Source organism: Sphingomonas sp. Root710, from assembly GCF_001429065.1.
Classification (GTDB): Bacteria; Pseudomonadota; Alphaproteobacteria; order Sphingomonadales; family Sphingomonadaceae; genus Rhizorhabdus.
Window position 1 is genome coordinate 251,224 of the sequence record NZ_LMIB01000012.1, and the last position, 22,533, is coordinate 273,756.

General features: G+C 58.7%; 24 protein-coding genes and 1 pseudogene. 14 read left to right on the forward strand and 11 right to left on the reverse strand.

What is annotated here, in order from left to right:
* Nucleotide 1: 1 nt before the first annotated feature.
* On the reverse strand, nucleotides 2-1,297 hold the full coding sequence (locus tag ASE00_RS11025) for a cytochrome P450 (protein ID WP_162256444.1): 1,296 nt from the start codon (nucleotides 1,295-1,297) through the stop codon (nucleotides 2-4).
* Nucleotides 1,298-1,569: 272 nt separating this feature from the next.
* Here ASE00_RS11025 and ASE00_RS11030 point away from each other — a divergent pair, with 272 nt between their 5' ends.
* A complete protein-coding gene (locus ASE00_RS11030; protein WP_082594634.1) occupies nucleotides 1,570-2,475 on the forward strand; it encodes a TetR family transcriptional regulator in 906 nt (301 codons plus the stop codon).
* 147 nt (nucleotides 2,476-2,622) lie between these two features.
* Here the strand turns inward: ASE00_RS11030 and ASE00_RS11035 are convergent, their stop codons facing one another.
* Nucleotides 2,623-3,285: an alpha/beta fold hydrolase gene (locus ASE00_RS11035; protein ID WP_056380173.1), complete on the reverse strand. Its 663-nt coding sequence runs from the start codon at nucleotides 3,283-3,285 to the stop codon at nucleotides 2,623-2,625.
* Between the two features lie 512 nt (nucleotides 3,286-3,797).
* Between ASE00_RS11035 and ASE00_RS11040 the strand changes: the two genes are divergently transcribed.
* Entirely contained in the window at nucleotides 3,798-6,059 is a 2,262-nt protein-coding gene (locus ASE00_RS11040; RefSeq protein WP_056380175.1) for a TonB-dependent receptor, read from the forward strand.
* A 169-nt stretch (nucleotides 6,060-6,228) separates the two neighbouring features.
* On the opposite strand, the gene ASE00_RS11045 is transcribed toward ASE00_RS11040, so the two are convergent.
* From ASE00_RS11045 to ASE00_RS11050, 3 genes are all read right to left on the reverse strand, one after another.
* Nucleotides 6,229-6,624: a hypothetical protein gene (locus ASE00_RS11045; protein WP_414819852.1), complete on the reverse strand. Its 396-nt coding sequence runs from the start codon at nucleotides 6,622-6,624 to the stop codon at nucleotides 6,229-6,231.
* Nucleotides 6,625-6,751: 127 nt separating this feature from the next.
* Nucleotides 6,752-6,907: a hypothetical protein gene (locus tag ASE00_RS24450; protein WP_414819846.1), complete on the reverse strand. Its 156-nt coding sequence runs from the start codon at nucleotides 6,905-6,907 to the stop codon at nucleotides 6,752-6,754.
* Between the two features lie 319 nt (nucleotides 6,908-7,226).
* Nucleotides 7,227-8,336 (reverse strand): hypothetical protein, encoded by a 1,110-nt coding sequence (locus tag ASE00_RS11050; RefSeq protein ID WP_056380177.1) that lies wholly within the window; start codon nucleotides 8,334-8,336, stop codon nucleotides 7,227-7,229.
* Between the two features lie 464 nt (nucleotides 8,337-8,800).
* On the opposite strand from ASE00_RS11050, the gene ASE00_RS11055 reads away from it, so the two are divergent.
* The 3 genes from ASE00_RS11055 (at nucleotide 8,801) to ASE00_RS23445 (ending at nucleotide 10,890) form a co-directional block, all read left to right on the forward strand.
* Nucleotides 8,801-9,532 carry a TetR/AcrR family transcriptional regulator gene (locus ASE00_RS11055; protein ID WP_056380179.1) on the forward strand — a complete coding sequence of 244 codons (732 nt, stop codon included), beginning with the start codon at nucleotides 8,801-8,803 and terminating at the stop codon, nucleotides 9,530-9,532.
* A 225-nt stretch (nucleotides 9,533-9,757) separates the two neighbouring features.
* Nucleotides 9,758-9,952: a helix-turn-helix transcriptional regulator gene (locus tag ASE00_RS11060; RefSeq protein ID WP_056380181.1), complete on the forward strand. Its 195-nt coding sequence runs from the start codon at nucleotides 9,758-9,760 to the stop codon at nucleotides 9,950-9,952.
* Between the two features lie 101 nt (nucleotides 9,953-10,053).
* Nucleotides 10,054-10,890, forward strand: coding sequence for a hypothetical protein (locus tag ASE00_RS23445; RefSeq protein ID WP_156405385.1), 837 nt, complete (start codon nucleotides 10,054-10,056; stop codon nucleotides 10,888-10,890).
* Between the two features lie 44 nt (nucleotides 10,891-10,934).
* Here ASE00_RS23445 and ASE00_RS24455 read toward each other — a convergent pair whose 3' ends face one another.
* A complete protein-coding gene (locus ASE00_RS24455) occupies nucleotides 10,935-11,174 on the reverse strand; it encodes a DUF6471 domain-containing protein (protein ID WP_056380185.1) in 240 nt (79 codons plus the stop codon).
* 104 nt (nucleotides 11,175-11,278) lie between these two features.
* Here ASE00_RS24455 and ASE00_RS11075 point away from each other — a divergent pair.
* The 3 genes and pseudogenes from ASE00_RS11075 (at nucleotide 11,279) to ASE00_RS23450 (ending at nucleotide 13,180) form a co-directional block, all read left to right on the forward strand.
* Nucleotides 11,279-12,234, forward strand: a pseudogene (locus ASE00_RS11075) (IS1595 family transposase).
* A 93-nt stretch (nucleotides 12,235-12,327) separates the two neighbouring features.
* Nucleotides 12,328-12,879 (forward strand): Panacea domain-containing protein, encoded by a 552-nt coding sequence (locus ASE00_RS11080; protein ID WP_056380187.1) that lies wholly within the window; start codon nucleotides 12,328-12,330, stop codon nucleotides 12,877-12,879.
* Nucleotides 12,854-13,180, forward strand: a complete 327-nt coding sequence (locus ASE00_RS23450; protein WP_156405386.1) for a hypothetical protein — start codon at nucleotides 12,854-12,856, stop codon at nucleotides 13,178-13,180. The genes ASE00_RS11080 and ASE00_RS23450 overlap by 26 nt, the downstream gene beginning before the upstream one ends.
* 9 nt (nucleotides 13,181-13,189) lie before the next feature.
* Here ASE00_RS23450 and ASE00_RS11085 read toward each other — a convergent pair whose 3' ends face one another.
* Nucleotides 13,190-13,435, reverse strand: coding sequence for a hypothetical protein (locus tag ASE00_RS11085; protein ID WP_156405387.1), 246 nt, complete (start codon nucleotides 13,433-13,435; stop codon nucleotides 13,190-13,192).
* Here ASE00_RS11085 and ASE00_RS23455 point away from each other — a divergent pair.
* Nucleotides 13,434-14,183 (forward strand): hypothetical protein, encoded by a 750-nt coding sequence (locus ASE00_RS23455; protein ID WP_156405388.1) that lies wholly within the window; start codon nucleotides 13,434-13,436, stop codon nucleotides 14,181-14,183. The two genes, ASE00_RS11085 and ASE00_RS23455, sit on opposite strands and share 2 nt — an antisense overlap.
* On the opposite strand, the gene ASE00_RS24240 is transcribed toward ASE00_RS23455, so the two are convergent.
* On the reverse strand, nucleotides 14,180-14,302 hold the full coding sequence (locus ASE00_RS24240) for a hypothetical protein (RefSeq protein WP_268801353.1): 123 nt from the start codon (nucleotides 14,300-14,302) through the stop codon (nucleotides 14,180-14,182). The genes ASE00_RS23455 and ASE00_RS24240 overlap by 4 nt on opposite strands.
* Before the next feature lie 450 nt (nucleotides 14,303-14,752).
* On the opposite strand from ASE00_RS24240, the gene ASE00_RS11095 reads away from it, so the two are divergent.
* Genes ASE00_RS11095 through ASE00_RS23460 form a run of 3 tightly spaced genes read left to right on the forward strand, consistent with a single transcriptional unit; the run spans nucleotide 14,753 to nucleotide 17,225 of the window.
* Nucleotides 14,753-15,517: a PDZ domain-containing protein gene (locus ASE00_RS11095; protein WP_056380192.1), complete on the forward strand. Its 765-nt coding sequence runs from the start codon at nucleotides 14,753-14,755 to the stop codon at nucleotides 15,515-15,517.
* Nucleotides 15,514-16,713, forward strand: a complete 1,200-nt coding sequence (locus ASE00_RS11100; protein WP_056380194.1) for a hypothetical protein — start codon at nucleotides 15,514-15,516, stop codon at nucleotides 16,711-16,713. The genes ASE00_RS11095 and ASE00_RS11100 overlap by 4 nt, the downstream gene beginning before the upstream one ends.
* Nucleotides 16,710-17,225 carry a hypothetical protein gene (locus ASE00_RS23460; protein ID WP_156405389.1) on the forward strand — a complete coding sequence of 172 codons (516 nt, stop codon included), beginning with the start codon at nucleotides 16,710-16,712 and terminating at the stop codon, nucleotides 17,223-17,225. The genes ASE00_RS11100 and ASE00_RS23460 overlap by 4 nt, the downstream gene beginning before the upstream one ends.
* 99 nt (nucleotides 17,226-17,324) lie before the next feature.
* Here the strand turns inward: ASE00_RS23460 and ASE00_RS11110 are convergent, their stop codons facing one another.
* The 3 genes from ASE00_RS11110 to ASE00_RS23465 form a co-directional block, all read right to left on the reverse strand.
* Complete coding sequence (locus ASE00_RS11110; RefSeq protein ID WP_235538632.1) at nucleotides 17,325-18,746, reverse strand: DNA modification methylase; 1,422 nt, start codon at nucleotides 18,744-18,746, stop codon at nucleotides 17,325-17,327.
* 26 nt (nucleotides 18,747-18,772) lie between these two features.
* Entirely contained in the window at nucleotides 18,773-20,023 is a 1,251-nt protein-coding gene (terL, locus tag ASE00_RS11115; protein ID WP_235538688.1) for a phage terminase large subunit, read from the reverse strand.
* A 215-nt stretch (nucleotides 20,024-20,238) separates the two neighbouring features.
* Entirely contained in the window at nucleotides 20,239-20,724 is a 486-nt protein-coding gene (locus ASE00_RS23465; RefSeq protein WP_162256446.1) for a DUF5681 domain-containing protein, read from the reverse strand.
* A gap of 722 nt (nucleotides 20,725-21,446) precedes the next feature.
* Between ASE00_RS23465 and ASE00_RS11125 the strand changes: the two genes are divergently transcribed.
* Both ASE00_RS11125 and ASE00_RS11130 read left to right on the forward strand, forming a co-directional pair.
* Nucleotides 21,447-21,647 carry a hypothetical protein gene (locus ASE00_RS11125; protein ID WP_056380204.1) on the forward strand — a complete coding sequence of 67 codons (201 nt, stop codon included), beginning with the start codon at nucleotides 21,447-21,449 and terminating at the stop codon, nucleotides 21,645-21,647.
* A 9-nt stretch (nucleotides 21,648-21,656) separates the two neighbouring features.
* Entirely contained in the window at nucleotides 21,657-22,475 is an 819-nt protein-coding gene (locus ASE00_RS11130; RefSeq protein WP_056380206.1) for an alpha/beta fold hydrolase, read from the forward strand.
* Nucleotides 22,476-22,533: the final 58 nt, after the last annotated feature.

Genomic DNA, 22,533 nt, shown 5'->3' on the forward strand with positions numbered 1-22,533 from the left:
ATCAGTGCGCCGTCGCGTCGGGCGAAGCCAGGCGGGCAGGCAGATAGTCTAGCCCGCGCAGCAGAAGAACACGCTGCCATTCAAGCGATCCGAGCGGCACGGCGAGTTCCAGCCGTGGCATGATGCGCAGAAACGTCGTGAGCGCCGCCTTCATCTCCATGCGAGCCAATGGCGCACCCATGCAGAAATGCATGCCGCCGCCAAAGGTGACATGCGCATTGCGCTGCCTGTCGATCATGAACCGATTCGGCTCCTCGAACCGCCCGGGATCGCGATTGGCGGCACCGGTGACGATAAAGATGCGACTGCCCGCCTGAATGTTCTGCCCGCCGAACTCGATATCGCGGTCCGCGCGCCGGATGATGTAATTGCCCGCCGGTGCGAAGCGAATGCACTCCTCGACGGCGCTTTGGGCGACCGCAGGGTCGCTCGCAAAACGGTGCCAGTCGGACGGCGACTGGAGCAGGGTCAGCAACCCGTTGACGAGCGAATATTGCACGGTTTTGTAACCCGCATCGATCAACAACATGCACGTCGCGATTAGTTCGTCGTAATCGAGCTTGTCACCCTCATCAGCCGCCTGCACCAACCCGGATAGAATATTGTCCGCAGGGTTCTGGCGATACGCATCGATATGACCGCGCAGATAAGTCTCGAGGTCGGTCATGGCTTCGGCAACCCGCTCGTTCCGATCAGGATTGTCGAGCGCCGCGTTCATGAACATCCCGAGATTGTGCGCCCAGCTCTTCAACAGCGCGCCATCCTCGACCGGCACGCCAAACATCCTGGCGATGACCTGCCCCGGCAGCGGCGCACAGAATTCCGAGAAGAGATCGACATGCTCCACCCCGTCTTTCAGCCGCTTGAGCATGGCCTCGGACAATTCGGTCGCGATGCGCTCCACGTCGCTCTCCAGCGCTTTCACTCTCCAAGGCGTGAAGGACTTTTGAACCAGACCGCGCAGGCGGGTGTGGATCGGGGCAGCCTTGAACAGCAGCATGCTGCCGAGCAGGTCGAACATCCGCTTGAATCGTTCGCGGTCCTCGATCGGCACGCGACTTTCCAGGTACGGCGCAATCCGGTCCGAACTGAACGCCTCATGCTTCAGCGCGGCAGTCACGTCTTCATGACGCGAAATCAACCATGCACGATGGCGCTCGCTCCAGAGCACCGGGGCGCTCTGCAGCAATTCAGCGAAAAAGGGATACGGGTCAGCCCGAAGCTCATCGCTTAGCAAATCAAGCTGCGCCAACTCGGCTGCTGGGCGCGCGCCTGTTTTCAGTGTCTCGACGCTCAAACCGACCTCCTCCATTCGCAATGTCTCACCGCTGCTGTTTACATTATGAGTGAGCGAGCGCTCGGTCAACCTTAATTTTGGGTTTGCTTTTATAGATTAGCTCTTGTCTGTGCGATCGGCCTATTCAAATACCCCTGTCATACTCTACGCCGGAGATTGTAAGCGGTAGGACGGCTGTTCTGGGACACGGCAAGCCCGGCAGACACGGCGGAGCCTAGAGCATCGCCGACCCCGTTCTTGTAAACATTAACAATCTGCGGAATTATGACGTTATGCCAAGGGAAAAGGGACTGTCGATTGACGGGGGAGCGCTTCGCGCGGCGCGCGAGCGCCGTGGTCTCGGTGTGCGCCAGCTCTCGAAGCAGCTTGCTGTCAGCCCCGCCACGCTGATCGGAATCGAGACCGGCCGAGTCAAAGTGACGCCGTCACGACTGGCTAGGATTGGGGAGCTGCTTGACTGTCCAGTATCCCGGCTCCTGCCCTCGCTTGAAGCTGCGGGGCCTGTCGATGGCCACTCAGCTAAGCTTTTGCCGCCGCACTGGAGAGACTATCCACCGCTTGCGCTCGACAAGCCTTTGGCTGCGGCCCTTGATGCCTTCGTAGAATTTGGCTATCATGGCGCCAACACGCGCGACATTGCGCGACGCTGCGGGCTGTCCGTTCCAGGCCTTTATTATCACTACGCGACCAAGCAGGACATGCTGGTTGCAATTCTCGACTATGTCATGACCGACATTCTCGCCCGCAGCCGCGCCGCCATCGCCGACGGCCGGTCGCCCGCCGAACGTTTCGCCTTGTTAGTCGAGTGTCAGACCTTGTTCCATGCTGCGCGGCGCGATCTCGGCTTCATCGGCTCGAGCGAGCTCCGAAGCCTGGAAGAAGCTAATGTTGGATCTAACCGAAGGCTGCGACGGGAGAGCAAGCAACTCTTCGACAACGAGGTAACCGCAGGGATCGCCTCAGGCGAGTTCCGCTGCGATGATCCCAAAGCCGCCTCGCGCGCCGTAGTCGGCCTCTGCACCGGATTGCCGCTATGGTTCCGGACAGACGGGCCCCAGTCACCACGCGAAGTGGCTGCGCAGTATGCCGGTTTTGCTCTGCAGTTGGTCGGCTATACCGGCTCCAGTTCGAAGCTCTTACGCGCGCTCAAGATTGGCGAAGCGCCTTTTGAGCGATAGCTCCACGCCGACACGTCAAAGCGATTAAACACACAGACCCACTTCATCGTTGCTTAGGCTGCCGATGAAATGACCGTTCTCGCTTAACGTTGTTCTCGGAACGGGACGAATCCCCTACATACTGGCCCGCATTGAGGCAGAAGAAGCTCAGACATACCCAAGCAATATCTCGAGAAGCTGTTCAGGCTTGTCGGCCATAACAAAATGTCCGGAGTCAACTTCGTGGAATTGCCATCCAGGGTCGCATTTCAGTTTCTCGGAATACACGGCATACGGATTCGAATAACCGGTGGCATAGATGAAGACACGCCGTTGAACCTTGCTCTCCTCACCAGTGAAACGGACCGGTTGTAAAGCCGTTAGCAGTGGCTGTGGAGTGAGGGGCAAATGTGCCCATGCTGGTAACGGCATCATCAGCCCGGGCGTATCACGCTGCAAATCGATCCACAGCCCGCCCCCATCGCCGGAGATGTCGTAGATCGATTGGCCGTCGTCAGGAACGAAGGCGTCAACGTAAATCAGCGCATCGATCCGCGCACCCAACGATGCGGCCACCCCGGTGATGACCATTCCGCCATAAGAATGGCCCACGAGATTGAAGCGATCAAATCCGGCGTCCTCAATCTGGATTCGTACGTCATCTATATGGGTAGCCAGGGTGATAGCCGGGCTCAGTTCCGCTTTTCTGATGCCAAGACCTGCGAGCGCGGGAGTGAGGACACGGTGCCCCAGTGCCCGAAGGTCCGCAGCGGTGCGATCGTAACACCAGCTTCCGCACCATCCGCCGTGCACGAGAACGTAGTTAGCCATCCTGGGATTTCTCCAGCTTAAGGATGTCGGCTTGATCGCCTAGCCACTGCGAGCCTTCCGGAGGCTTCTGGGAAGCCGGACCGGGCGTTCTCGGCGGACAATCATGCCCATGCTCAAGGTAAAAAAGGGCGTCCCTGAGGTCGTTCCAACCGACAGATCCACCGCTGAATACCAGCTAACGCCTCGGGTTCCTAACCGCAGAATTTCCCTCACATCGACTCGTTGACTTATGAGTCATACGATAGTACTCCTTGGTCATAGAAGCAACAGCGAAGGTCATAACGCGCTGCCTGGCTGCGAGCAAAATCGAGGAGCTAGACCGCGATAGTCCATCAGTATCGATCAAAGTGCCGTCGCAGTGCCGAGTCCGTCTTGTACGGTTTCTAGAGCTTGTACCCGGTCTTTGGGCTGAACCGCAGGCATGTCTCCATGAACAGCCAAATACCGCATTATGTAATTTGAACAGAAGTCCACAACACGAAGGGCTCAATTGTGAGGGGAGGTCTGAGATTATGAATATTAAGCTTTGCCTGTTGGCTGGTGTCTGTGTAACCAGTTTAGTGCAACCTGCCTTTGCGCAGGACGTGAAACCAGCTGCGGCGGTGGACACGGTTCCGGACATCATTGTCACCGCTCAGCGCACGTCTCAACGTTTGCAGGATGTGCCGATCGCGATAACCGCTGCCAACGCGGAGGCGCTCGCACAGGCCCGCGTCCTAAATGTTTCTAACATCGGGACGATCTCGCCCAGCATCACTTTCCATGTGAACAACAATTCCTCCGCCAGCTCCAACCTAGTCATTCGTGGCTTGGGGACGAACGGGATAAGCCGGGCGTTCGAAGGCTCAGTCGGCGTGTTTATCGATGGCGTGTACCGGACTCGGGCAGGCTCTGCGCTCCATAATTTCCTGGATATCGACAACCTTCAGGTCGTGAGGGGGCCGCAGGGAACGCTGTTTGGTAAGAACACCACGGCGGGCGCGTTGCTTCTGGATTCGACAAAGCCCTCGACGACCGAGCGTGCCGGTTCCATCGAGGCTAGTTACGGTAACTATGACTCGCATGTTGTGAGGGCTGCGGTAAACCTGCCTTTGGGTGACAACGCCGCCCTGCGCGTAGCCGGCCTGACTTCGCACACCGATGGCTTCTTCACCGACGCCACCACTGGGAGTCGGATCAACGGCGATACGACTAAGGCGGTCAAAGGCCAGTTGCTGTGGAAACCGTCGTCCGATGTCTCAGTCCGGTTGATCGCGGACTATTCGCACAGCCAAGGAGTTTGCTGCTACGCGACCTACAGGGTGACAAAAGGACGCACCCAGCCGGCAATCGCTTCGTTGACGCTCGCAAATGGGCTGAAACTTCCTTCAACTAACCCTTCCGATTTTCAGGTTTCGCTCAACTATGCTGGCGACCAGACGATTGAGGACTATGGCGCCACACTTATGATCGATGCCCAGCTCGGGACCGGTAGTCTCAAATCGGTGACCGCTTATCGCCGTTTCAACGTTTTCCAGGCAATCTCTGATGGGGACTTCTCCGGTGCCGATATCATCAACGTCGGCGATCGCTTCAAAAACTATTTTGCGTCACAGGAGCTCACCTATAATACGAATATTGCTGCTTTAAATGCGGAAACCGTGTTTGGTGCCTTCGTGGCCAAAGAAACGATCCATGACGTCCATTCTCTCTTCAACGGGTCGCAGGCCGAATTTTACTATAACGCATTGCTAGGCCTCCCACCCCATACGGTTTCGGCAAACCCAGGCCTACTGGACGAAGGTGGATTTCGCGCCACAAGCGAATCCTATGCGTTGTTCGGACACGCCGACTTCAAGCTCACCGACGAACTCCACTTGATCACGGGCGTGCGCTATTCGATTGAGCACAAAACTGGATCCTATCATTCCCTGTACACTGATCCTGCTCCTAACGCATGGGCCACGGTTCTGGGCTTGCGGCCTTCGCCGGAATATAGGCGAACCCACACCGACCGAGCTTTTTCAGGCACGCTTGGGCTGCAATACGAATTCAGCCGGGACGCTATGGTCTACGCCACCTTCAATCATGGCTTCAAGGCGGGCGGTGTGAACATCGATGAGAACGCCGCGGGACTTAAGGCGAATTTAGCAGTTCCTCTGGACCCGACATACAGGCCGGAGACTGTAAACGCCTACGAAGTCGGAGCCAAGTTCCAATATCTCGACCGCCGTGCACGTACTAACATCTCGTTTTACTATTATGACGTGAAAAACATGCAGATCGCTCAGTATGTGGGTACGCGATTCCAAATTATCAGCGCAAATCAGGCGAAAGACTATGGTGCGGAAATCGAAAATAGCTTTCAATTGACCAAGGCTCTGGCGCTGAACGCCGACGCGATCTGGATCCCCCATGCGCAGTACGGCACAGTTCCTGGCGTATTGGCAAATGCTCGTTTTCGATTTGCGCCGAAGGTATCGGCCAACGTCGGGCTAAATTTGGATACTCCACTGACCGATCAGGTCGATCTGCTTGCCCGTGTCCAGTACCGATATACCGCCAGCCAGTATATCAATACCGCCGCGCTCAATGTTCAAGGACGGGTCGGCTTGGTCAATGCCAACCTCGGGGTGAAGATCGGCCAGCGCTACACGATAGAAGGTTGGGTGCAGAATCTGACCAAGAAGACATATTTTGATAGTGTGGTCGAAACCCCGCTGCAGGCCGGCACTCAAGAGGCTTTTGTGGGTGCGCCACGCACATTTGGTGTTCGTGTACACGCCACCTTCTAGGCACGGGGCTATAAGCCGGGTGGAACAGATACCGATCCTTCCGGCTACGTCTCTGATCCAAGAGGCAGACACAAACCTGGATAGGCGACCGCAAGCTCATCGCTCGTCTAATCAGTAGATTTGCAAATCGGGGGGCGTCACCACTGGCGCCCCCCCTCTTCGCAAGTACTCAAATATTCGGACGTACCGTCAAAGTTTTCGAGACAGCCGCGAAGGGGCCAATCGAGTCGTGAAGAATGCTGTGCGTAAGGCCAATCCCGACGGCGCTGCTGCACACGGAAATGTCGAAACCGATCCATTCGCCCACTGGCGACCGAAGAAGGTGAGCGGTGAGATCAAGATTTGGAAAAGCGACGTCCGTTGGAGAAAATAGCGGCGTCAGACCGTTAGCGATATCAACGACACCCATGACTCGGGCGGTTGTCGATACGGGTTCCCCACGAAGTAGTGGGAGCGACGGGCGGACCCAGCATCGCGCACGTCCCAAACTGTACTCGTCCCGCCTTGCTTCCACACTCGCGATGAACCCGCCCGGCCAGATAATGGAGGGGTTCCAAGCAGGCATGACGTCAGGCGGCGGCAAGGTGGGAAAGTTGACCGTCTCCAAAGCCTTATTGTCATAGGTTTGAGCCAACCACGCGCGCAGGACGATAGCGGGGCGACCACCGTGGATAAGTCGAGCCTCGATAAGCTCAATGGTCCGACCGGCCCGTAGCAAAAGTCACCTCAATGCTGACCGCTTCCATCGGAATGACGCCCAAAATATCGTACGACAAACGAGCGATTTGCAACCGGTCGGCGCGCCGCGACGCATGATCAACGTCGATCGCGTGGACGAGCAGACCCATAGCCGGCGCAACATGCTGTTCCGCAACACTCCAGGCGCCGCCAACGTGAGGCGTGGATATAAACTGTCCATCTTTCGTCCGCGCAAAATAAGCTGGCGGCGAACTCTCCTCAAGCTCCAAGGCTCGGTTCCCGTTCCACGATCACCCACATCTTGAATTGTGTATCTTTTCCTGCCATAGCATGCTCCGGGTCGCCCTTACGACAGATAGATTGGCAGATCTTCACTGCCCCACTTGGCATTCGACGTTAACGATTTCTCGTGGACAGGTTAGTATTAGGCTGACGTCGCTTCATCTACTCTGTCTGCGAGAATCTTAATCAGCGCCCAAGCTTATGCGGAGAGACCAAGAACTTTTGTCCAGTCGCGTTTTGAGCACATCGTTCTAAATTCGCGGGCATGAGTAATTCCTCCAGCGAGAGATCAGCGCCATATTTAGTCAAAAAGGTCGTGGTCAGCTGCTGAGGTACTTGGGCCCACAACTCTGCCATGCGCTGCCGGGATAGCGGGAGCAACCACCCGGAGACCGTCCACGATAGATCCGATTTGCGCTGATATTGAATCGGTTGATCCTCCAGTGCTCCGTAGACGTACACCGTCTTGCGGATCAATGATCCGTAGCGGCTATATTGCGTCGCTCGGCGGAGAGCTACGGACTCCATTGCCTCAAGTAGCTGCCCAATTAGAGGCCCTCCACCAATAGCATCAAATGCGAGGGTCGCTTGAGTTTCATCGAGCGCGTCCAAGAGCTGGTCACGAAAACCATCTTCGGTTGACACGCAGACATATCGCGCACCTTGACTACGTAATAAATCGGCTTGTTCCTGCCGGCGAACAACGTTGACCAGTGGAATATCTTGATCGATGCACACCCGGTTCAACATCTGTCCCAAGCTTGACGCGGCCGCCGTATGGAGGAGCGCTGAATGTCCGTCAGAGCGCATCGTATCAATCATAGCCAGCGCGGTCAGAGGATTGACAATGCTTGAGGCTCCCTGGACCGCAGGGATGTCGTCAGGAAGGACGAAGCAAGCGCTAGCAGGAAGACGAATATACTCGGCGTACATTGCCCGACCCATACATGCGACTGTCTTACCAATGAGATGTGCTGCGTCTTGCCCCGCGTCCACGACTAAGCCCGCTCCTTCGGTGCCTGTTTCCGTTGGTGTACCAAAGCGCCCCGCGAGCTCCGCCAACCGCCCCCCTAGAATGAGGGCCTTCACCGCCGGCCGATCCTCTGTACCCGCCGCTTCAAGCGTATCTAAATCTACCGCCGGGATAAGAGTTAATAGATCGGCCGGGTTTATCGGCGAAGCATCAATGCGAATAATGACCTCATTGGGCCCCGGAGGGCCAGTTTCAACATCTTCAGCGTACAGCTCAAATGTTCCATTCTCTTGGACTAGGCTAAATAGCTTTTTCCCTCTCATTGAAATCCCTTTTCGTAATTAGATTGCTTAACAATTTGCGCCCACTTGGCTCGATCTGCAGCGAGGCCCCGAACTCTTGACGCTCCATGCCATCCTTCAGGGTAACATTCTGCGTGCGACCCGTGGAATGTTGCGCACGGCTGCGCCCTCTCGCTAACGCTGCCCAAACCTGACCGACGGCTCAAGTTTCTGTAGTCCAAATGACTCCAGGGTCAAAATAATAAATTTATAGAACAGGCCGTTGGGGGTCATTCGATTGAGGCAGGCTATCCGACTCTACAGTGCGCCCCCTCGGCGAGCAGCGGCAGTCATTGAGGTCTCGATTCTGATCGCTTTGATCGGCCGACCTCGGTCGCGCGCCTCCGATGTCGTAAAAGTTCACCCGGCCTATCATATTGACCCGCGAGTTCGCTTGATTTATCGCAAATGACAAATGATCGGGCAACTGACGCGAAGGGTGGCCAATGCCCCGCTGGGAAAACGGCTTTCAAACAAATGAGGAAATTCAGCGGTTCAAGCGTAACGCCGTGATCCGCGAGGCGGCGCGGATCATGTCACGCCGGGGCTTCCACAATACCTCTTTGGACGAAGTCGCAAAAGTACTCGGGATCTCAAAAGGGACACTCTATAACTACGTCAAGGACAAACAAGAAATCCTGTTCGAGTGCCATAATATCGCGCTCGATCTGGGGCTTCATGCCGCGCAATTTGCAAAGCTTGCAGGTGGCGTGGGAATTGACAGGCTGAGGCTCCATTTACGATGCTACACCATATGGATGTATGGGCAGGCCGGTGTCGGCGGTGTAACATTCGATGTCGACGCCCTGCGTCCTGACGATCGCTCAGTCGTAATCGAGCAACGAGACGCGGTGGTAGCTAGCCTTGTCGCGATGTTAGAGGAAGGCCTGGCCGATGGAAGCACTCGTGCTTGCGACGCCAAAGTTGCAGTCTACGCCATCATGAGCGCGATCAACGGGATATCGACCTGGTTTTCTCCCGATGGTCGCTTGAGCATTGAGCAAATCGCAGACCAGGTCGTGGATTTATGCACGCTGTCGCTTGCCACACGACCAGAAGCGCTGGCGCCTTACCCCCCGATTCCGGCCGCTCCAACACGAGACGCACCTCTGGGATTCGCCAATTCAAGCCCTCCAGCCGCCCCTCGACGCAAAGTCATGGCTAAGAGCGGCGCGTAAGATATGTCGATCGATCTATCGGGGCGTTGGCAATCATCACCGGCGCGGGCGGAGGATTGGGCCGAGAGCACGCTTATCTGCTCGCGAGGCGTGGCGCGAAAGTTGTTGTAAACAACCTGGTACTGCTGCGGACGGAACGGGGGCCTCGGTATCGGCTGCTCGCCGCGTTCTGGCGAGCGATCGTGGCTTCGCAAAAGCGCGTGAAGCGCGGTCAGGGTCTTCGTCATGACCGAGACGCCGGAAAGGCTCTTGCGCTTAGCCGATGTCAAGGCACGGGTCGGGCTTGGGAAGTCGAAGATCTACGAGCTGGTCGCGGAGGGCGGCTTGCCCAAGCCGTACAAGCTCACGGCGACTGCCTCCCGGTGGCACGAGAACGAGATCGAGGCTTGGCTCGCGGACGTCATATCCTCACGCAGCTAGGCGGGTTTCGACGCGTGCGGCACGAGGAGGTGCGCGCGTCTTTTTCGCGGCATTATATAGCATACGCACCAAGGCCGATGCCTTCACCCTCGAATGCGGTGATGACCACCGGGGTTCCGGTGATTAGTGCGTTTTTGTCGGCGCTGGCACTAATGCATGATGGCGGGAGCCACCTTCGTTATCCTAAACTCTCGTGGCTCTGGGGGCCGTCCGAGATGGTCAGCAATCATATGGAAGGTCTGAACGGTCTCAAAGATCTCGGCCCCGCCATTTTCACGATAGGCACAGACCACGACCGCTTCGAGAAAGAAAATGGGGCCAGCATCGTCGAACGGCATATAATAGGTGGCGGTATCGGTATGCGAGAAGTCAGGAGCGACGGTATATCCTTGCCCGGTATCGGCGGAGCCTACCTGCCCTCTAAGGTGTTTAATGATCCTGTCGATCTGAGATCGGGGGTCTCCCGGCTGTCCAGCGATCACTTGGGGAAGCAGGTTAGCCGCTGGCGTTTTCCCGCTGTTATGCGGAACAGCCTCAAAGGCCACCGCGATCCTGTCTTCGAAGCCCGGGATCGCGATGCGGATGGCAGGCTCGACAAGTTCAATGCCGGTCACGCTGATCCAGGGTCGTCGGTCAATCCGTGCGGCACTACCGGCTATGGTGTTGGACTGGACGGTAAGTGCGAGCGCACCAACAATCCCGAGAACGCTAATCGCGCTGAGGACGGTGCCGATCTTTGTCCACAGGGCCGCGTCCTCGGCGGCCCGCGCTGCCTTCCACTGGGCACACAGATCGGCTTCGTCTGCACCTCTGGGATTATCGCATGGCTGTCGATATTCCACGGGCTTGGTTTGATCGGCAAGGGCCGCTTCCGCAGCCTGTTTGTTATCGGCGGCGTAGCCGTAGGCCTCATACCTTTCTTCTTCGGGATAGTTTGAGGCTGCTAAGCTAAAACCCCATATCGCAGCCCAAATGAGGGCGATTAGTCCAGCCGCAGCGATGAGGCTCCTATAGCCTCTAGACATTGCAGCAGAAACGCAGCCGTAAAGCCGCCCCGGCTGATCTTGTTATTAAGGTTCCGCTCGTTCTCTGTGACGCCAATTGACGCCAGCTTCTCCGCAAGCTGAGCATAAGTGACCCCCCGTCGCTTCAACTCACCCTTAAGCAAGTTCTTCGCGCGAGTCTCATACTCGACGTTCACGGGGTCCGACTTCGACACCATAACGGATCAATCCTAAAAATATCATCACTTATGATGATATACACCCTTGACTTCGGTTATATAAACCGCCATATCCAGTGCATAACATCACCGGATATGATGGCATGCAACACATTCTCCTCTCAGCCGCCGCCCGCACGCTCAGCCTCAAGGCTGTGTTTCGCATGGGCGAAGATGGGGCTTACGAGACGTTCCGCCGCCTGCGTTGGCCGGAGACGGACGGCGAGGCCGTGTGCCCCAAGTGCGGCTGCACCGAAACCTATGAGATCAGCACGCGCCGCCGCTTCAAGCGCGTCGCCTGCTACGCGCAGTTTTCGGTTACGAGCGGCACCATCTTTGCTTCGCGCAAGCTGTCGTTCACCGATCTGCTCGCCGCGATCGTCATTTTCGTAACGGCGCTAAGGGCGTCTCAGCGCTACAAGTCAGCCGCGACCTGTGCGTCCAGTACAAAACCGCTTTCGTCCTCTCGCACAAGCTGCGGGAAGCGATGGCGCGCGAGAATATGAACGCTACCCTTGGCGGTGTGGTCGAGGTCGATGGCGCCTATTTCGGCGGCTACAGCAAGCCGGCCAATGAAAAATCGGATCGCAAGGATCGTCGCCTTCTGGAAAACCAGACCGGCAAGCGCCAAGTCGTTGTCGTGGCCCGCGCTCGTGGCGGTCGCACCCTCACTTTCATTGGCAAGACCGAAGCGCAGGGCGTTCCCTTCATCCGTTCGGTTGTCGAGGCTGGCGCGACCGTCCACGCCGACGAGGGCACCGCATGGGACGCGCTGCACGCCTCCTACGATACGGGCCGGGTCAATCACTCGATCCGCTACATGGACAAGGGCGTCTGCACCAATCAGGCCGAAAGCTACTTCTCGCGCCTGCGCCGGATGGAAGTCGGCACGCACCATCATATCGCGGGCCCGTATCTCAATGCCTATGCTGGCGAGGCTTCGTGGCGCGAGGATAACCGCCGCGTGTCGAACGGTCAGCAGGCAGCGCTGGTTAGCTATGCGGCTATGGCGTCGACTCAGTCGCGCAGGTGGGCTGGGTATTGGCAGCGCGCCGCTTGAAAACGTAACGAGAACAGCATATCTTCCATACCAGACGATGCCCCGAGTGCGCCATGCACGAGGGGCTTTTGATTCGGGAGAAAGGAAGCTGCTATGACCCAAGCGGTTGCCAATGGCGCTCCCGCCTCGACCGTCGCGGCGGTAGCTAATGAATTTCTGGCCCTAGGCAGGGCCGAGCCTTCCGTGCCAAAAATCGATCAGATGAAGTTGCAGAAGCTCTTGTTCTATGCCCATGCATGGTATCTGGCGATGAACAACCGGAAGCCTCTATTTGAGGATGATTTTGAAGCGTGGCCTTGGGGGCCGGTTGTTCGCCCTGTCTACACACAAACGGTGGATTGTGGCCGTCGCGAAGTCGACACCCTAATCTCTGAGTTTGGTTCGGTTGGCGACGGTTTCAGCTTCGTCACCCCCGACGGTGTTCCGGAAGAGTTAAAGCCGTTCATCCGAAGCGTTTGGGATATCCATAAGAAATACACGGGTGTTCAACTATCGAACGCGACACACGCCCCGGGCGAGCCGTGGACGATTATCAAAGAGCAATACGGAAGCTTAGACTCCAAACCTAAAATCCCGAACGATTTGATTGCGGCGGTTTTTGAACAGAAATTGAAGCAAAATGCCGCAGCAAATACTGCCGCCTGAGCATACTTCCCCGGTCCCTGATGACGATACCAAACTTGGGATTCCAGATCATACAGGGCCGGGCAAAGCTGGAGGCCGGGTCCTTCGGCTGAACTTGGGAATAGTAAAATTTGGCACGGACAACACAACGCAAGCAATTGCACTTTTATTGTCCGTTCTGGTGCTTGCCCTTATCATGATTATCGTTTTTTGGGGCCCAGGAACGCCTCAATCGAACGACCTCTTGAGCGCCCTCAAAAATATACTGCTCATCACGATCGGCGTAGCTGTTGGGAATGGCATTCAGGCAAAAAACGGCTGATCTGTAGGCTCACGCCGCTGCGCGAACGCTACCGGTTATCATGTCAAATAGGCGCACGGCGGCTTCCCACGACGGGGCCTTCGCCAGCACTACCGCAGTGTTGCCGGGCTGACTTTCATCCATTTCGAATACGAAATATCCGCGATCACCGCCCAAACCTGAACCTACCGCGTGCTTATAGGTCTGCCGCGATATAGAAGAGACGCAAACACGCCTAGAATCGCCGATATCGGCCGAGAGGAAGAGGTCTTCCATGCCGTCACCCAAACCAAAGTATCGCGAAGTAGACACGCCGTCTATCTCCGCCAACCAATTGGCAGCCTATTTAAATGCAGGGCCTGCGGCACGCAAGCGAATTATTAGAGATGCCCGATGGCAGTCAACCGCAGTCGTTTCGCGTTACCAACAAGCGAGAAAGGCAATCAGCGCCTGTCTATGCGATGCCATCAAAAGCCCCAACACCTTTGCTCAACATAGACAGGCTCTAGTTGATCGCCTTTCTAATGAAAGTAATACTGTTTGGACTAAGGCTGATCTAGAGTCGTCTATCGAAGCTCTGGACAAGTACGCCTCATCCTTGAACCAAACTGGCCTGAACAAACTGAATTGCAAGGGAATCACGGGACCGGTTCCGCCGCTTTCAATTGGCGGCTTAAGAGTCAAAGTCACGCCTGATGTGACGGTTCATCGCGCAGGAAAGGGCGAGGCAGAGTCGTCTGTCGGTGCGATTGTTACGATGATCGCAAAAGGCGAGGGATCGACCACGAAGCGGAAAGAACAAGCGAGGACTGCCGCCGTTCTGGTCTGGATGTTCGCGCAGGCCCATCTGGGAAAAACAGGGATACCGGACCGTGCCATCTGCTTCTCATATGATGTGTTTGATGGGCAGTTGATTCCGGCGGGGGCGAATATCACCACGCGGATAAAAAATATCGAAGCGGCGTGCGAGGAAATCGCCCATGCTTGGCCTAATGCAACACCCCCGGACGATCTCGACGATTAACGGGCCACTTCCCACAACTGATACAGCCCCGCGCCCTCGACGGTGCGCACCAGCCCCTTTTCGCGCTTATCCCGCAGCGCCGATCCGACGCGCTTCGTCATGAGCCTGAGCAGCTTCATATCCATAGCCATGCCGCGCTCTAGGATAAGCTGGGAGACTATGTCGCGGGATGCCAGCGGTTCCTTGGCGTCGCAACTGGAAGACGCCGGGCGAGATATATCAGCCGCGCTATAGCGATGCTGACGAGGAAAGCGGCGGGAACACCTAATCCGACGCCCACGCCGGCCTTAGCACCGGACATTAGACTTGCTTCCTTATCGGAAGCACGCAATCTGACCCGGCTCCCGCGACACTCGGGAGTGGGGCTTCGAAACCCCTCGCAAAGCACCTCGGTCGAACCGTTTCGGCCGGGTGGCATACGCGCATGTCCAGCCGGCAACGGTAAAGGCGTATGCGCTCTGTGCTTTGCCAGGGTTTCGAACATCCGGCTTTGGCCGTCGCCCCGAGAGGACATAGGCGCGACGAGATAGGCCAAAGCCCAAGGCGTCGCCCTCTAACAGGGGACGTCGATGAATGTGATGATGGGCCGGCGCTGCACCGGCAAACACAGGACCACGCTCGCGCTAGCGGCCGCGGCCGTGCTGCAACTACCCGGCCTTCCGATCGAGGCCAAACCGCTTCCCATGGACGAGATCAATTATGGTCCGGAGCCGGAGTGGGAGCAGTTTCGTGAAATGGCCGAATCAGCGATCAAAGATGCGCTTATCGATCCGGATTCCGCGAAGATCAGCTGGCGCTACGGCCTGCACAAGGGCGGCTGGAAGCCATTTCTGAAGGGATGGGTCTATGGGTATTATACCTGTGGTGAGGTCAACAGCCGCAACCGCCTAGGCGGCTACGTCGGCAAGAAGGACTTCGTGATCGTGGTCAATTACGACCGCGTCGAATATCTTGCCATCGATGGGCCAGACGCCGGGGATTTCGTCAAAGAAAACTGTGCGCTTGGGGTTAAGCAAGGTCTGCTCGTGCCGCTTTCCGGCCCCAGCAACAAGTCCGCTACTACCGCGCTGATCAAAATATCCGTTTATGGGTTCACCTTTAGCGACATTACCTATGGCGCCTATGTGGACGAGGTGGAGGCGAGCGCGAAAAGCTCCGGCCTCGATGCGGGCATGGTCATCACGGCCTTCAACGGCATCAAGCTCCAAGGGCTCCCGCCTGCCGTGAAGGGTCAGTTGATGAATGCGGCAACCGGCCCTGCCACCATCACGATCATGGGCAGCGACCAGATGATACGCCTCGAACACGCAACCGCTTCGGGAGCCCAACAGTGACCCTGGTGCTGGTCGGCGACAGCCATGATGCTTTGGTCGTACCGCGCGAACCTCAAGGTATTGCCCGCTACGAAGACAGCTTACGCGACATGCTCTTCGACAATCCGTCGATGCTCCCCGTGCGCGAGATCGACCCAGGCATCGGCCGGCTGCTGCCGGTCGCCAAGGAGTTCGTTCTGCCGAGCGCGGGCCGGATCGACGCGCTGCTCATCGACGAGCATGGCCGGCTCGTCATCGTCGAGTGCAAGCTCTGGCGAAACCCGGAAGCCACGCGCGCAGTGATCGCGCAGATCCTCCATTATGCGAGCGAGCTCGCCAGGCTCAGCTATGAGGTGCTCCAGCGCCAAGTCTCTCGGGCGACCGGCCGACCGGGCAATGTGCTGCACAGCCTCCTCGTCGAAGCCGGCATCGAGATCGACGAAGCCCGGCTGGTCGACCGGATCACCCAGGATTTAAGGCGCGGACGCTTCGTGCTGCTCATCGTCGGCGATGGCATCACTTCCGAAGCGAACACGATTGGCGAATATCTGAATCAGCATGCCGGGCTCGCTTTCGAGTTCGCGATGATCGAGATGGCGCAATATCGCTTTCACGACCCTGTGCTCGGCACCGAGCGGACCATCGTGCAGCCGCGCATCGCTCAAAAGACCGAGCTCATCGAGCGCTACGTGATCCGCAATGAGGCTACCGGCGTCGTCATCGAGCCTCTTGCCGACACGAGCGGTACCCAACCGCCCGAGGGCGGCACCGCCACCGAGACGTCGGTGCGTTGGCAGATCTTCACCGAGCTTTTCATCGCTCAGCTACAGCTCGACGATCCGACCCAGCCCCCGCCCCGCTCGGGCGGACTCAACTGGATGAAGCTGCCGCTCCCCGGCCCTGCCCATCTGACGCTGTGGCGCGGCAAGAGCGACGGGGTCGTTGGCGCCTTCGTCACCTATAAGGGCAGCGAGGGGCTCGCCATCTTCGAGGATCTCCTCGCCGAGCGCGCGACGATCGATCAGGAGTTTGCCGACAGCGGCCTGCCGCTCCCTGAATGGAAGACCGAGGGCACTGATCGATCGATCGCTCTCAACTGGTCGTCACCCGCGCCTTGGAGCGACGAGGAGGAGGGGCGGCAGCGCTCGCTGCTTAGCGCCGCCGCCAACCAGTTCGTGACGTCGCTGCGCGCCCGACTGCTCCAACGACAGGCATGATCGCGCCTCTGCGCAACCGGGTGACGCCGTTCGGCGAGATCGTCGCGACACCGCATCGTGGTAGCCTCATGGGCAATCGAGGATGCCTTCACGACGATGAGGGAAACATCGTCCGATACGAGCATCCCGAGCGGAGTGCCTGGATTAGCTGCGTGCTCGCCTGGCCCGGGGTTCGCCGCCAGTTGATGCAGCCTGAATGCTATACCGAACTGTTCTTCCTCGATGAAGCAACCGCGCTCGCCGCCGGCCATCGGCCATGTGGAGAATGCCGTCCAGAGCAACTCCAGGCCTTCAAGGAAGCCTGGGCGCGCGCTTATGGCTTGCGCCGTCTACCGCGCGTGCAGGCGATCGACGCAGAGCTGCGCGCCACCCCGCCACTCGCTCACCGCTCACCGCTCAGAGATGCTGGCAGACAATGTGCCCGATGGCGCCATGGCGTGCCTCCGCGGTTCGAGCAATGCCTGGCTGCGCTGGAAGGACGGCTGGTATTGCTGGTCCTTCGCCGGATATGAAAAAGGGGCCGGTGCCCCGGCCCCTTCCCTCATTCCCCTGACGCCAGCACCAATCATGGCGGTGCTCAGCGAAGGCTATTTGCCTATGGTCGCCATGCGCTAATCGGCCTGATCAAGCCGCTCCTCTTTGAGCTGCTCGAATGACAGCCCCAGCTCCGCGTGGACGGCCTTCCCGCCGGTCATCGCCTGCCATCGCTGGATGGTGACGTCGACATAGGCGGGATCGAGCTCGATCCCATAGGCGATCCGATCGGTCGCCTGTGCCGCGATGAGCGTCGTTCCCGACCCCATGAACGGATCGAAGACAAGATCGCCACGCCCGGTGACGTCGTAGAGGGCGTCAGCAACCAATTCGACAGGCTTGGGCGTCGGGTGATCGCCAAGCGCCTTGCCCGCCGACGAGCCACGCTGATTGGCCCCAGGATAGGTCCAGACATTGGTGCGGTTGCGCCCATGACGACCGAGCTGGACATTGTTGGTCGCCGGCGTTGACCCATTGCAGAAGACGACCACCTCCTCGTAGCCCGAGCGGTAAAGGCCGCCCATGCCTCCGGTGCCCTTGTTCCAGATCGCCTTGTTGATCCGATGGAGCCCCGCGTCGCGGCCTGCAAACAGGAGCAAATCGACCTGCCGCCAGTCCATACAGGCGAAGATGACCGCGCCTTCATTGGCATGGGCTTTGCTGAGCTTGAGATAGTCGGCGAGGAACGTCCGGAACTGATCGTCGGACATTTCGCCTACGCCCATGGCGAAATCTCGATGCTTGGTCTTGCCGAGCCCGCTGACCACTCCATCGATCTTGATGTTGTACGGTGGGTCCGAGAAGACGCAGTCGATCTTTGCCGACCCCAACAGGCGCTCATAGCTTGCCGGGTCGAGCGCATCTGCGCACAGAAGCCGGTGCTCGCCCAGCAACCATAGGTCGCCCGGCTGCGAGACCGAAACCATGGGCGGAGCCGGCACCCCCTTATCCAGCGCCGCCATCGACGAACCACTATCGAGGATAAGGTCGAGTTCACCGCGACTGAATCCGCTGACATCAAGATCGAGACCCGACAGGTCCAGCTCACTGAGTTCGAGTCCCAGCTCCTCCAGATCCCATTCTCCGGTCTCGGCGATCCGGTTGAGCGCGATCCGGGCCAGGCGCAGCTCATCGTTGGAGAGGTGGTCGATGATCGTGCATTCGATGTCGGGCAGCCCCATGCGGCGCGCGACCTCGACGAGGATATGCCCGTCGACGATCCGCCCGGATGCATCGATCAGGACCGGCTTGAGAAAGCCGAACTGCGAGACCGCGTGCGTCACGCGTTCGAGCTGCGCCGGCGACGTGCGCCTGGCGCGGCGCTCAGCGTCCTTCAGCGTGTCGAGGGGCCGGCGTTCCGAACGAAGGGCTGGTGCCGGATCGTTGCGGGTAGCCATGGCGCGGCTATCTGCCCCCACGCGGCCTTCATTGCCCTTGACCCGCCGGCGGTTGCGCTCCTGTATTTGATCCTTGAGCCCCGTGGGGAGCGAGGCAGACATTCGATCGTTCATAGCTGAGGTCCCTTTCATCGAGATATGTCCTGCCCGTGGCTCGAGCGGCGGCCGCCGAGCGGTCTTGGTAACCGGCGTTCCCGGCTGTTCTTGCGCGTCAAAGCCTTGCCGCGCGGCATCGCCGTCCACCGTACGAACTGCGTCAGCGCGTCCACCTGATCGTCGTTCTCGGCGTTCGGAAACCCGAGCAATTCGCGCTTGAAGGTCGGCAGCCAGGGCGCCTCCTCAGGGATTGCGACAAGCCCATCCTCGAGCCGCGCCGAAGCCAGGTCGAGCCGCTCTTCCTTGCCCATGTCGGGCGGGATTCTGATGATCTTACTGCGTCCGACACGCAGGATATCGCAGAGCTCCTGGATGAGCTGACGACCGCTGCTAGCGTCTTCGATGAGGATCTTGTCCGGCTGCCACTGATCATAGAGCCGAAGCGCTGCCGCGCGCAGGTCGCCAAACCTGACCTGTCGGCGCCAGATATCGAGCAGATACCATTGCCCTTCGCAGAAACCTAAGACCAGACAGACGGAGAAGTCGCTATTTGGGTCCTCGCTCGTGGCCGTGTCGAAGGACAGCACCACCCGGCTGAATATCTCTCGGTCGCAGGGAAGATCGAAACGGGGTAAATCCTCCCAGCGGACGCGAGCGCCTTCTGGGGAAATCGGGTTCTGCTGATATTGTGCCTCAAACGCCGAGATGCCGATCATCAAGCGGATTTCTTGCAAGACCTCGATCGTCTCTGCGCTGGACAGCGTGTCGCCGGGCTCGCGAACGAAGGTTCGCCCATAGTAGGTCTCGAACGTCTGCCGCTCGTCGGCGATGGCGGGCATGATCAACTCATCCCACGCGCATTTGGTTTGCAAATGGCCGATGATGTCGCGCTCGTGAAGGCGCTGGCCTATGGCGATGATCGCGCCGGTTTTCTTGTTGTTGAACCGCGAGAACAGCACTTGGTCGAAAAAGGTGTTCGCGCCCTCGCGCAGCGCCTCGGAATAGACGTCGCCGGCCTTGAGGAGATCATCGATGATGATAATGTCCGCGCCGAAGCCGGTGGTTGCCCCATTAGGCGTCGTCGAACGACGGAAACCTCCCTGGGTGGTTTCGAACAGCTCGCCTAGCTTCCGGCGTATCGCGAACCGCGGAAACATCCGAGCAAAGGCATGGTGCTCGATCAGCTTCTGGAAATTGCGCGTCTGAGCCGCAGCGAGTTCGCCGCCATAGCTGACCGAAATGATCTTCTTCGACGGATCACGTCCCAGCATCCAAGCGGTCATGGCGACCACAGCCACGGACTTCAGATGCCGAGGCGGTAGCGCGACCATCTGGCGTCGCCGGCGCCCGCGCGCGACCTCTTCGAGCGCGAAGCACAGAGCCAGGATATAGGGGTCTGCCCGGAGCGTCTCCCCCGGGCAGAGAACGGAGAATGACCATGTCAGGAACCCGTAGAGGCTCGATCGCCGAAGGTGATCAAGCGTACCGACCTGCCACTTCACGCGACCGGCTCGTCGCGATCGTCATCCTCCTCCTTGTCAGGATCTTCGTCCGGATCGTCCTTATCCGCCGGGGGACCCATGAGGTCGATCAACGCCTGCAGCGCATCACGGCCGTCGGCATCAAGATCGAATTCTTCGCCGGCGGCCTCGCTTTGCGCGTCCACTAGGCGGATCACATTATGCCGGGCGAGTAGATCGATCTTGCGGTGATCACCCTTGATCGCACCGTTCACGATGGTTTGAACGATGAGCTCTTCCTTGGTGAGCCGAATTTCCCGGCCACCTTGAACGAGGGTGACCTTGCTGGCCAACTCGCGCTTCACCATCGCCCCAAAGCCTCGGGCCTTCTTCTTCCGGCCAGGGGGATTGCCGTTGGGCTCTCCGAAGCGCCGATTTCTGGGCGGTCGGTTCTTACCTACCTCGTAATCCGCACGGGTTTCACTTACGCTGGCGGCAGCAGCTTCGGCCGCCTCCTTCGCCACGAGGCAAGGCGGCTTACGACGGTATCTAAACTTAGGTTCCATTTGCATGGCTCCAGCTACAGAGTTACGATCGCCGCACCGTGCGACGTTCGGACCTGAACTGATTGCCTGGATTGAAGCGGAGCTTCTCAAGGACTGCCGTTCGGGGCAGATCGCATTCTATTTGCCGGCCCCGCGTCAGCAATGCAGCTCTTCTTTAGAGCGGCCTAGAAGTGTCCATATATGTCAGAGTGTTCGTCAAACAAACCTGATCGCCGATACTTCGCTATGGGGCAGAATTATTTTCCGTATTTGCTCACACCCTTCCCATTTCCTTCCCATTTCAACGTAACCGGGAAAAAGCGGCATAGAGGCCCGGATTTCGGGCATTCGGCAAAGCGCCTCGGACTAAAAACGGAGCGAAATCAGCAGATTTTGGCATTAAACGTGCCGAAATGGGTAAGAGACCAGATCGCTCCTAACTGCCTCACGAGCCATTTCTTCCACCGCCAAGAGCGGCTTTTGAGACTTCCCCGATATCGACGGAAAATACCTCACTTTCCGTGGGTCTGCGACTCCATCTGCGGATCGGAGCCCCCGCGAACGCGCGGACGTAAAGACTGGCAAGTTTGCGCTCCTTCTCTGCGTCGTTCATGCCCCGCTTGCACCCGCGGCTACGTGCCGCTATCGCCATTCATAACTTGTACGTTCAACTAAACTGGAACGCGACCGGTATTGGAGCTATGCAAACCGAACGGCTGAAAACATCGCGCTACGATATGCTGATCGCGGTCTTCTCGGCGGTCCCTCTTGCCGCACAGGCGCGGCCTACCAACTTGGTCGCTCTCGAGACATGCACCACGGTGCGCGCGACGGTCGCGCCCACCCCTATGCGCGGGCGGCGCAACAGCAGAAATGCCGGGCTGGTGAAGACGGCTGCCTAGGAGATGCGGATGGGATGGATTTTCCCAATCGTGATGACGGCGGCCGCCGCGCTGGCAATGCCGGCGCGGGCGACCGATGTGAAGCTGCACGGCCGCGCGGTCCATTACAACGTGCAGGGGACGGGACCGACGATCATCTTCGTTCATGGCTGGACCTGCGACGAGACCTCCTGGTCGGGACAGGTCCCCGCCTTTGCCGGCAGATATCGCGTGGTGACGCTCGATCTGCCCGGCCACGGCAATAGCGACCTTCCCGCGCGAAACCGCTTCACGATGAAGCTGTTCTCAGACGCGGTCGAAGCGGTCCGCGCCGCGGTGAGAGCCGACCGCATCGTGCTGGTCGGGCACAGCATGGGCGCGGTGGTGATCCGCCAGTATGCGCTCGATCATCCCGGCCATGTCGCGGGGCTCGTCGCGGTCGACGGGCCGCTCGACATCCGGGCGATCAGCCTGCCGCCGGGCAGCCTGCCGCCGATGACGGTCGAGATGCGCGGCCAGCTGGTCGGCAACATGTTCGTGCCCGAAACGTCCGCGGCGCTGCGGGAACGGATCACCGCGATGATGCTGGGCACGTCCCAGACCACTGCTGCCGGCGCGAGCCCGCTGATGTTCGATCCCGCGCTTCGGTCCGACCGGACGATCCCGGCCCCGGCGCTGACCGTCTACGCGGGCAAGCCGCTGTTCCCGATCGATCCGCACACCAGGGAGATGCTGCCCGGCTGGCAGCAGAGCCAGGTCGAAGGCACCGGCCATTTCCTGATGATGGAGAAGCCCGAGGCCTTCAACCGCCTGCTGGCCGACTTCCTCGACCATCGGGCGCGCTACTGAACCGATAGCCGGTTTCACAAGAAAATCCCCGCCGGCGGATCCGTGGATCGGCGTCGGC

Bases quoted from the DNA above. Each gene is read 5' to 3' on its own strand.
- ASE00_RS11035 (WP_056380173.1), bottom strand. From the start codon at position 3,285: ATGGCTAACTACGTTCTCGTGCACGGCGGATGGTGCGGAAGCTGGTGT.
- ASE00_RS11095 (WP_056380192.1), top strand. From the start codon at position 14,753: ATGAATGTGATGATGGGCCGGCGCTGCACCGGCAAACACAGGACCACG.
- ASE00_RS23455 (WP_156405388.1), top strand. From the start codon at position 13,434: ATGCCGTCACCCAAACCAAAGTATCGCGAAGTAGACACGCCGTCTATC.
- ASE00_RS24455 (WP_056380185.1), bottom strand. From the start codon at position 11,174: ATGGTGTCGAAGTCGGACCCCGTGAACGTCGAGTATGAGACTCGCGCG.
- ASE00_RS24450 (WP_414819846.1), bottom strand. From the start codon at position 6,907: ATGGGTCTGCTCGTCCACGCGATCGACGTTGATCATGCGTCGCGGCGC.
- terL (WP_235538688.1), bottom strand. From the start codon at position 20,023: ATGACCGCTTGGATGCTGGGACGTGATCCGTCGAAGAAGATCATTTCG.
- ASE00_RS11085 (WP_156405387.1), bottom strand. From the start codon at position 13,435: ATGGAAGACCTCTTCCTCTCGGCCGATATCGGCGATTCTAGGCGTGTT.
- ASE00_RS11130 (WP_056380206.1), top strand. From the start codon at position 21,657: ATGGGATGGATTTTCCCAATCGTGATGACGGCGGCCGCCGCGCTGGCA.
- ASE00_RS23450 (WP_156405386.1), top strand. From the start codon at position 12,854: ATGCCGCAGCAAATACTGCCGCCTGAGCATACTTCCCCGGTCCCTGAT.
- ASE00_RS11055 (WP_056380179.1), top strand. From the start codon at position 8,801: ATGCCCCGCTGGGAAAACGGCTTTCAAACAAATGAGGAAATTCAGCGG.
- ASE00_RS11040 (WP_056380175.1), top strand. From the start codon at position 3,798: ATGAATATTAAGCTTTGCCTGTTGGCTGGTGTCTGTGTAACCAGTTTA.
- ASE00_RS11050 (WP_056380177.1), bottom strand. From the start codon at position 8,336: ATGAGAGGGAAAAAGCTATTTAGCCTAGTCCAAGAGAATGGAACATTT.
- ASE00_RS11110 (WP_235538632.1), bottom strand. From the start codon at position 18,746: ATGTCTGCCTCGCTCCCCACGGGGCTCAAGGATCAAATACAGGAGCGC.
- ASE00_RS23460 (WP_156405389.1), top strand. From the start codon at position 16,710: ATGATCGCGCCTCTGCGCAACCGGGTGACGCCGTTCGGCGAGATCGTC.
- ASE00_RS11080 (WP_056380187.1), top strand. From the start codon at position 12,328: ATGACCCAAGCGGTTGCCAATGGCGCTCCCGCCTCGACCGTCGCGGCG.
- ASE00_RS24240 (WP_268801353.1), bottom strand. From the start codon at position 14,302: ATGAAGCTGCTCAGGCTCATGACGAAGCGCGTCGGATCGGCGCTGCGG.
- ASE00_RS11125 (WP_056380204.1), top strand. From the start codon at position 21,447: ATGCAAACCGAACGGCTGAAAACATCGCGCTACGATATGCTGATCGCG.
- ASE00_RS23445 (WP_156405385.1), top strand. From the start codon at position 10,054: ATGACCACCGGGGTTCCGGTGATTAGTGCGTTTTTGTCGGCGCTGGCA.
- ASE00_RS11030 (WP_082594634.1), top strand. From the start codon at position 1,570: ATGCCAAGGGAAAAGGGACTGTCGATTGACGGGGGAGCGCTTCGCGCG.
- ASE00_RS11045 (WP_414819852.1), bottom strand. From the start codon at position 6,624: ATGCCTGCTTGGAACCCCTCCATTATCTGGCCGGGCGGGTTCATCGCG.
- ASE00_RS11060 (WP_056380181.1), top strand. From the start codon at position 9,758: ATGACCGAGACGCCGGAAAGGCTCTTGCGCTTAGCCGATGTCAAGGCA.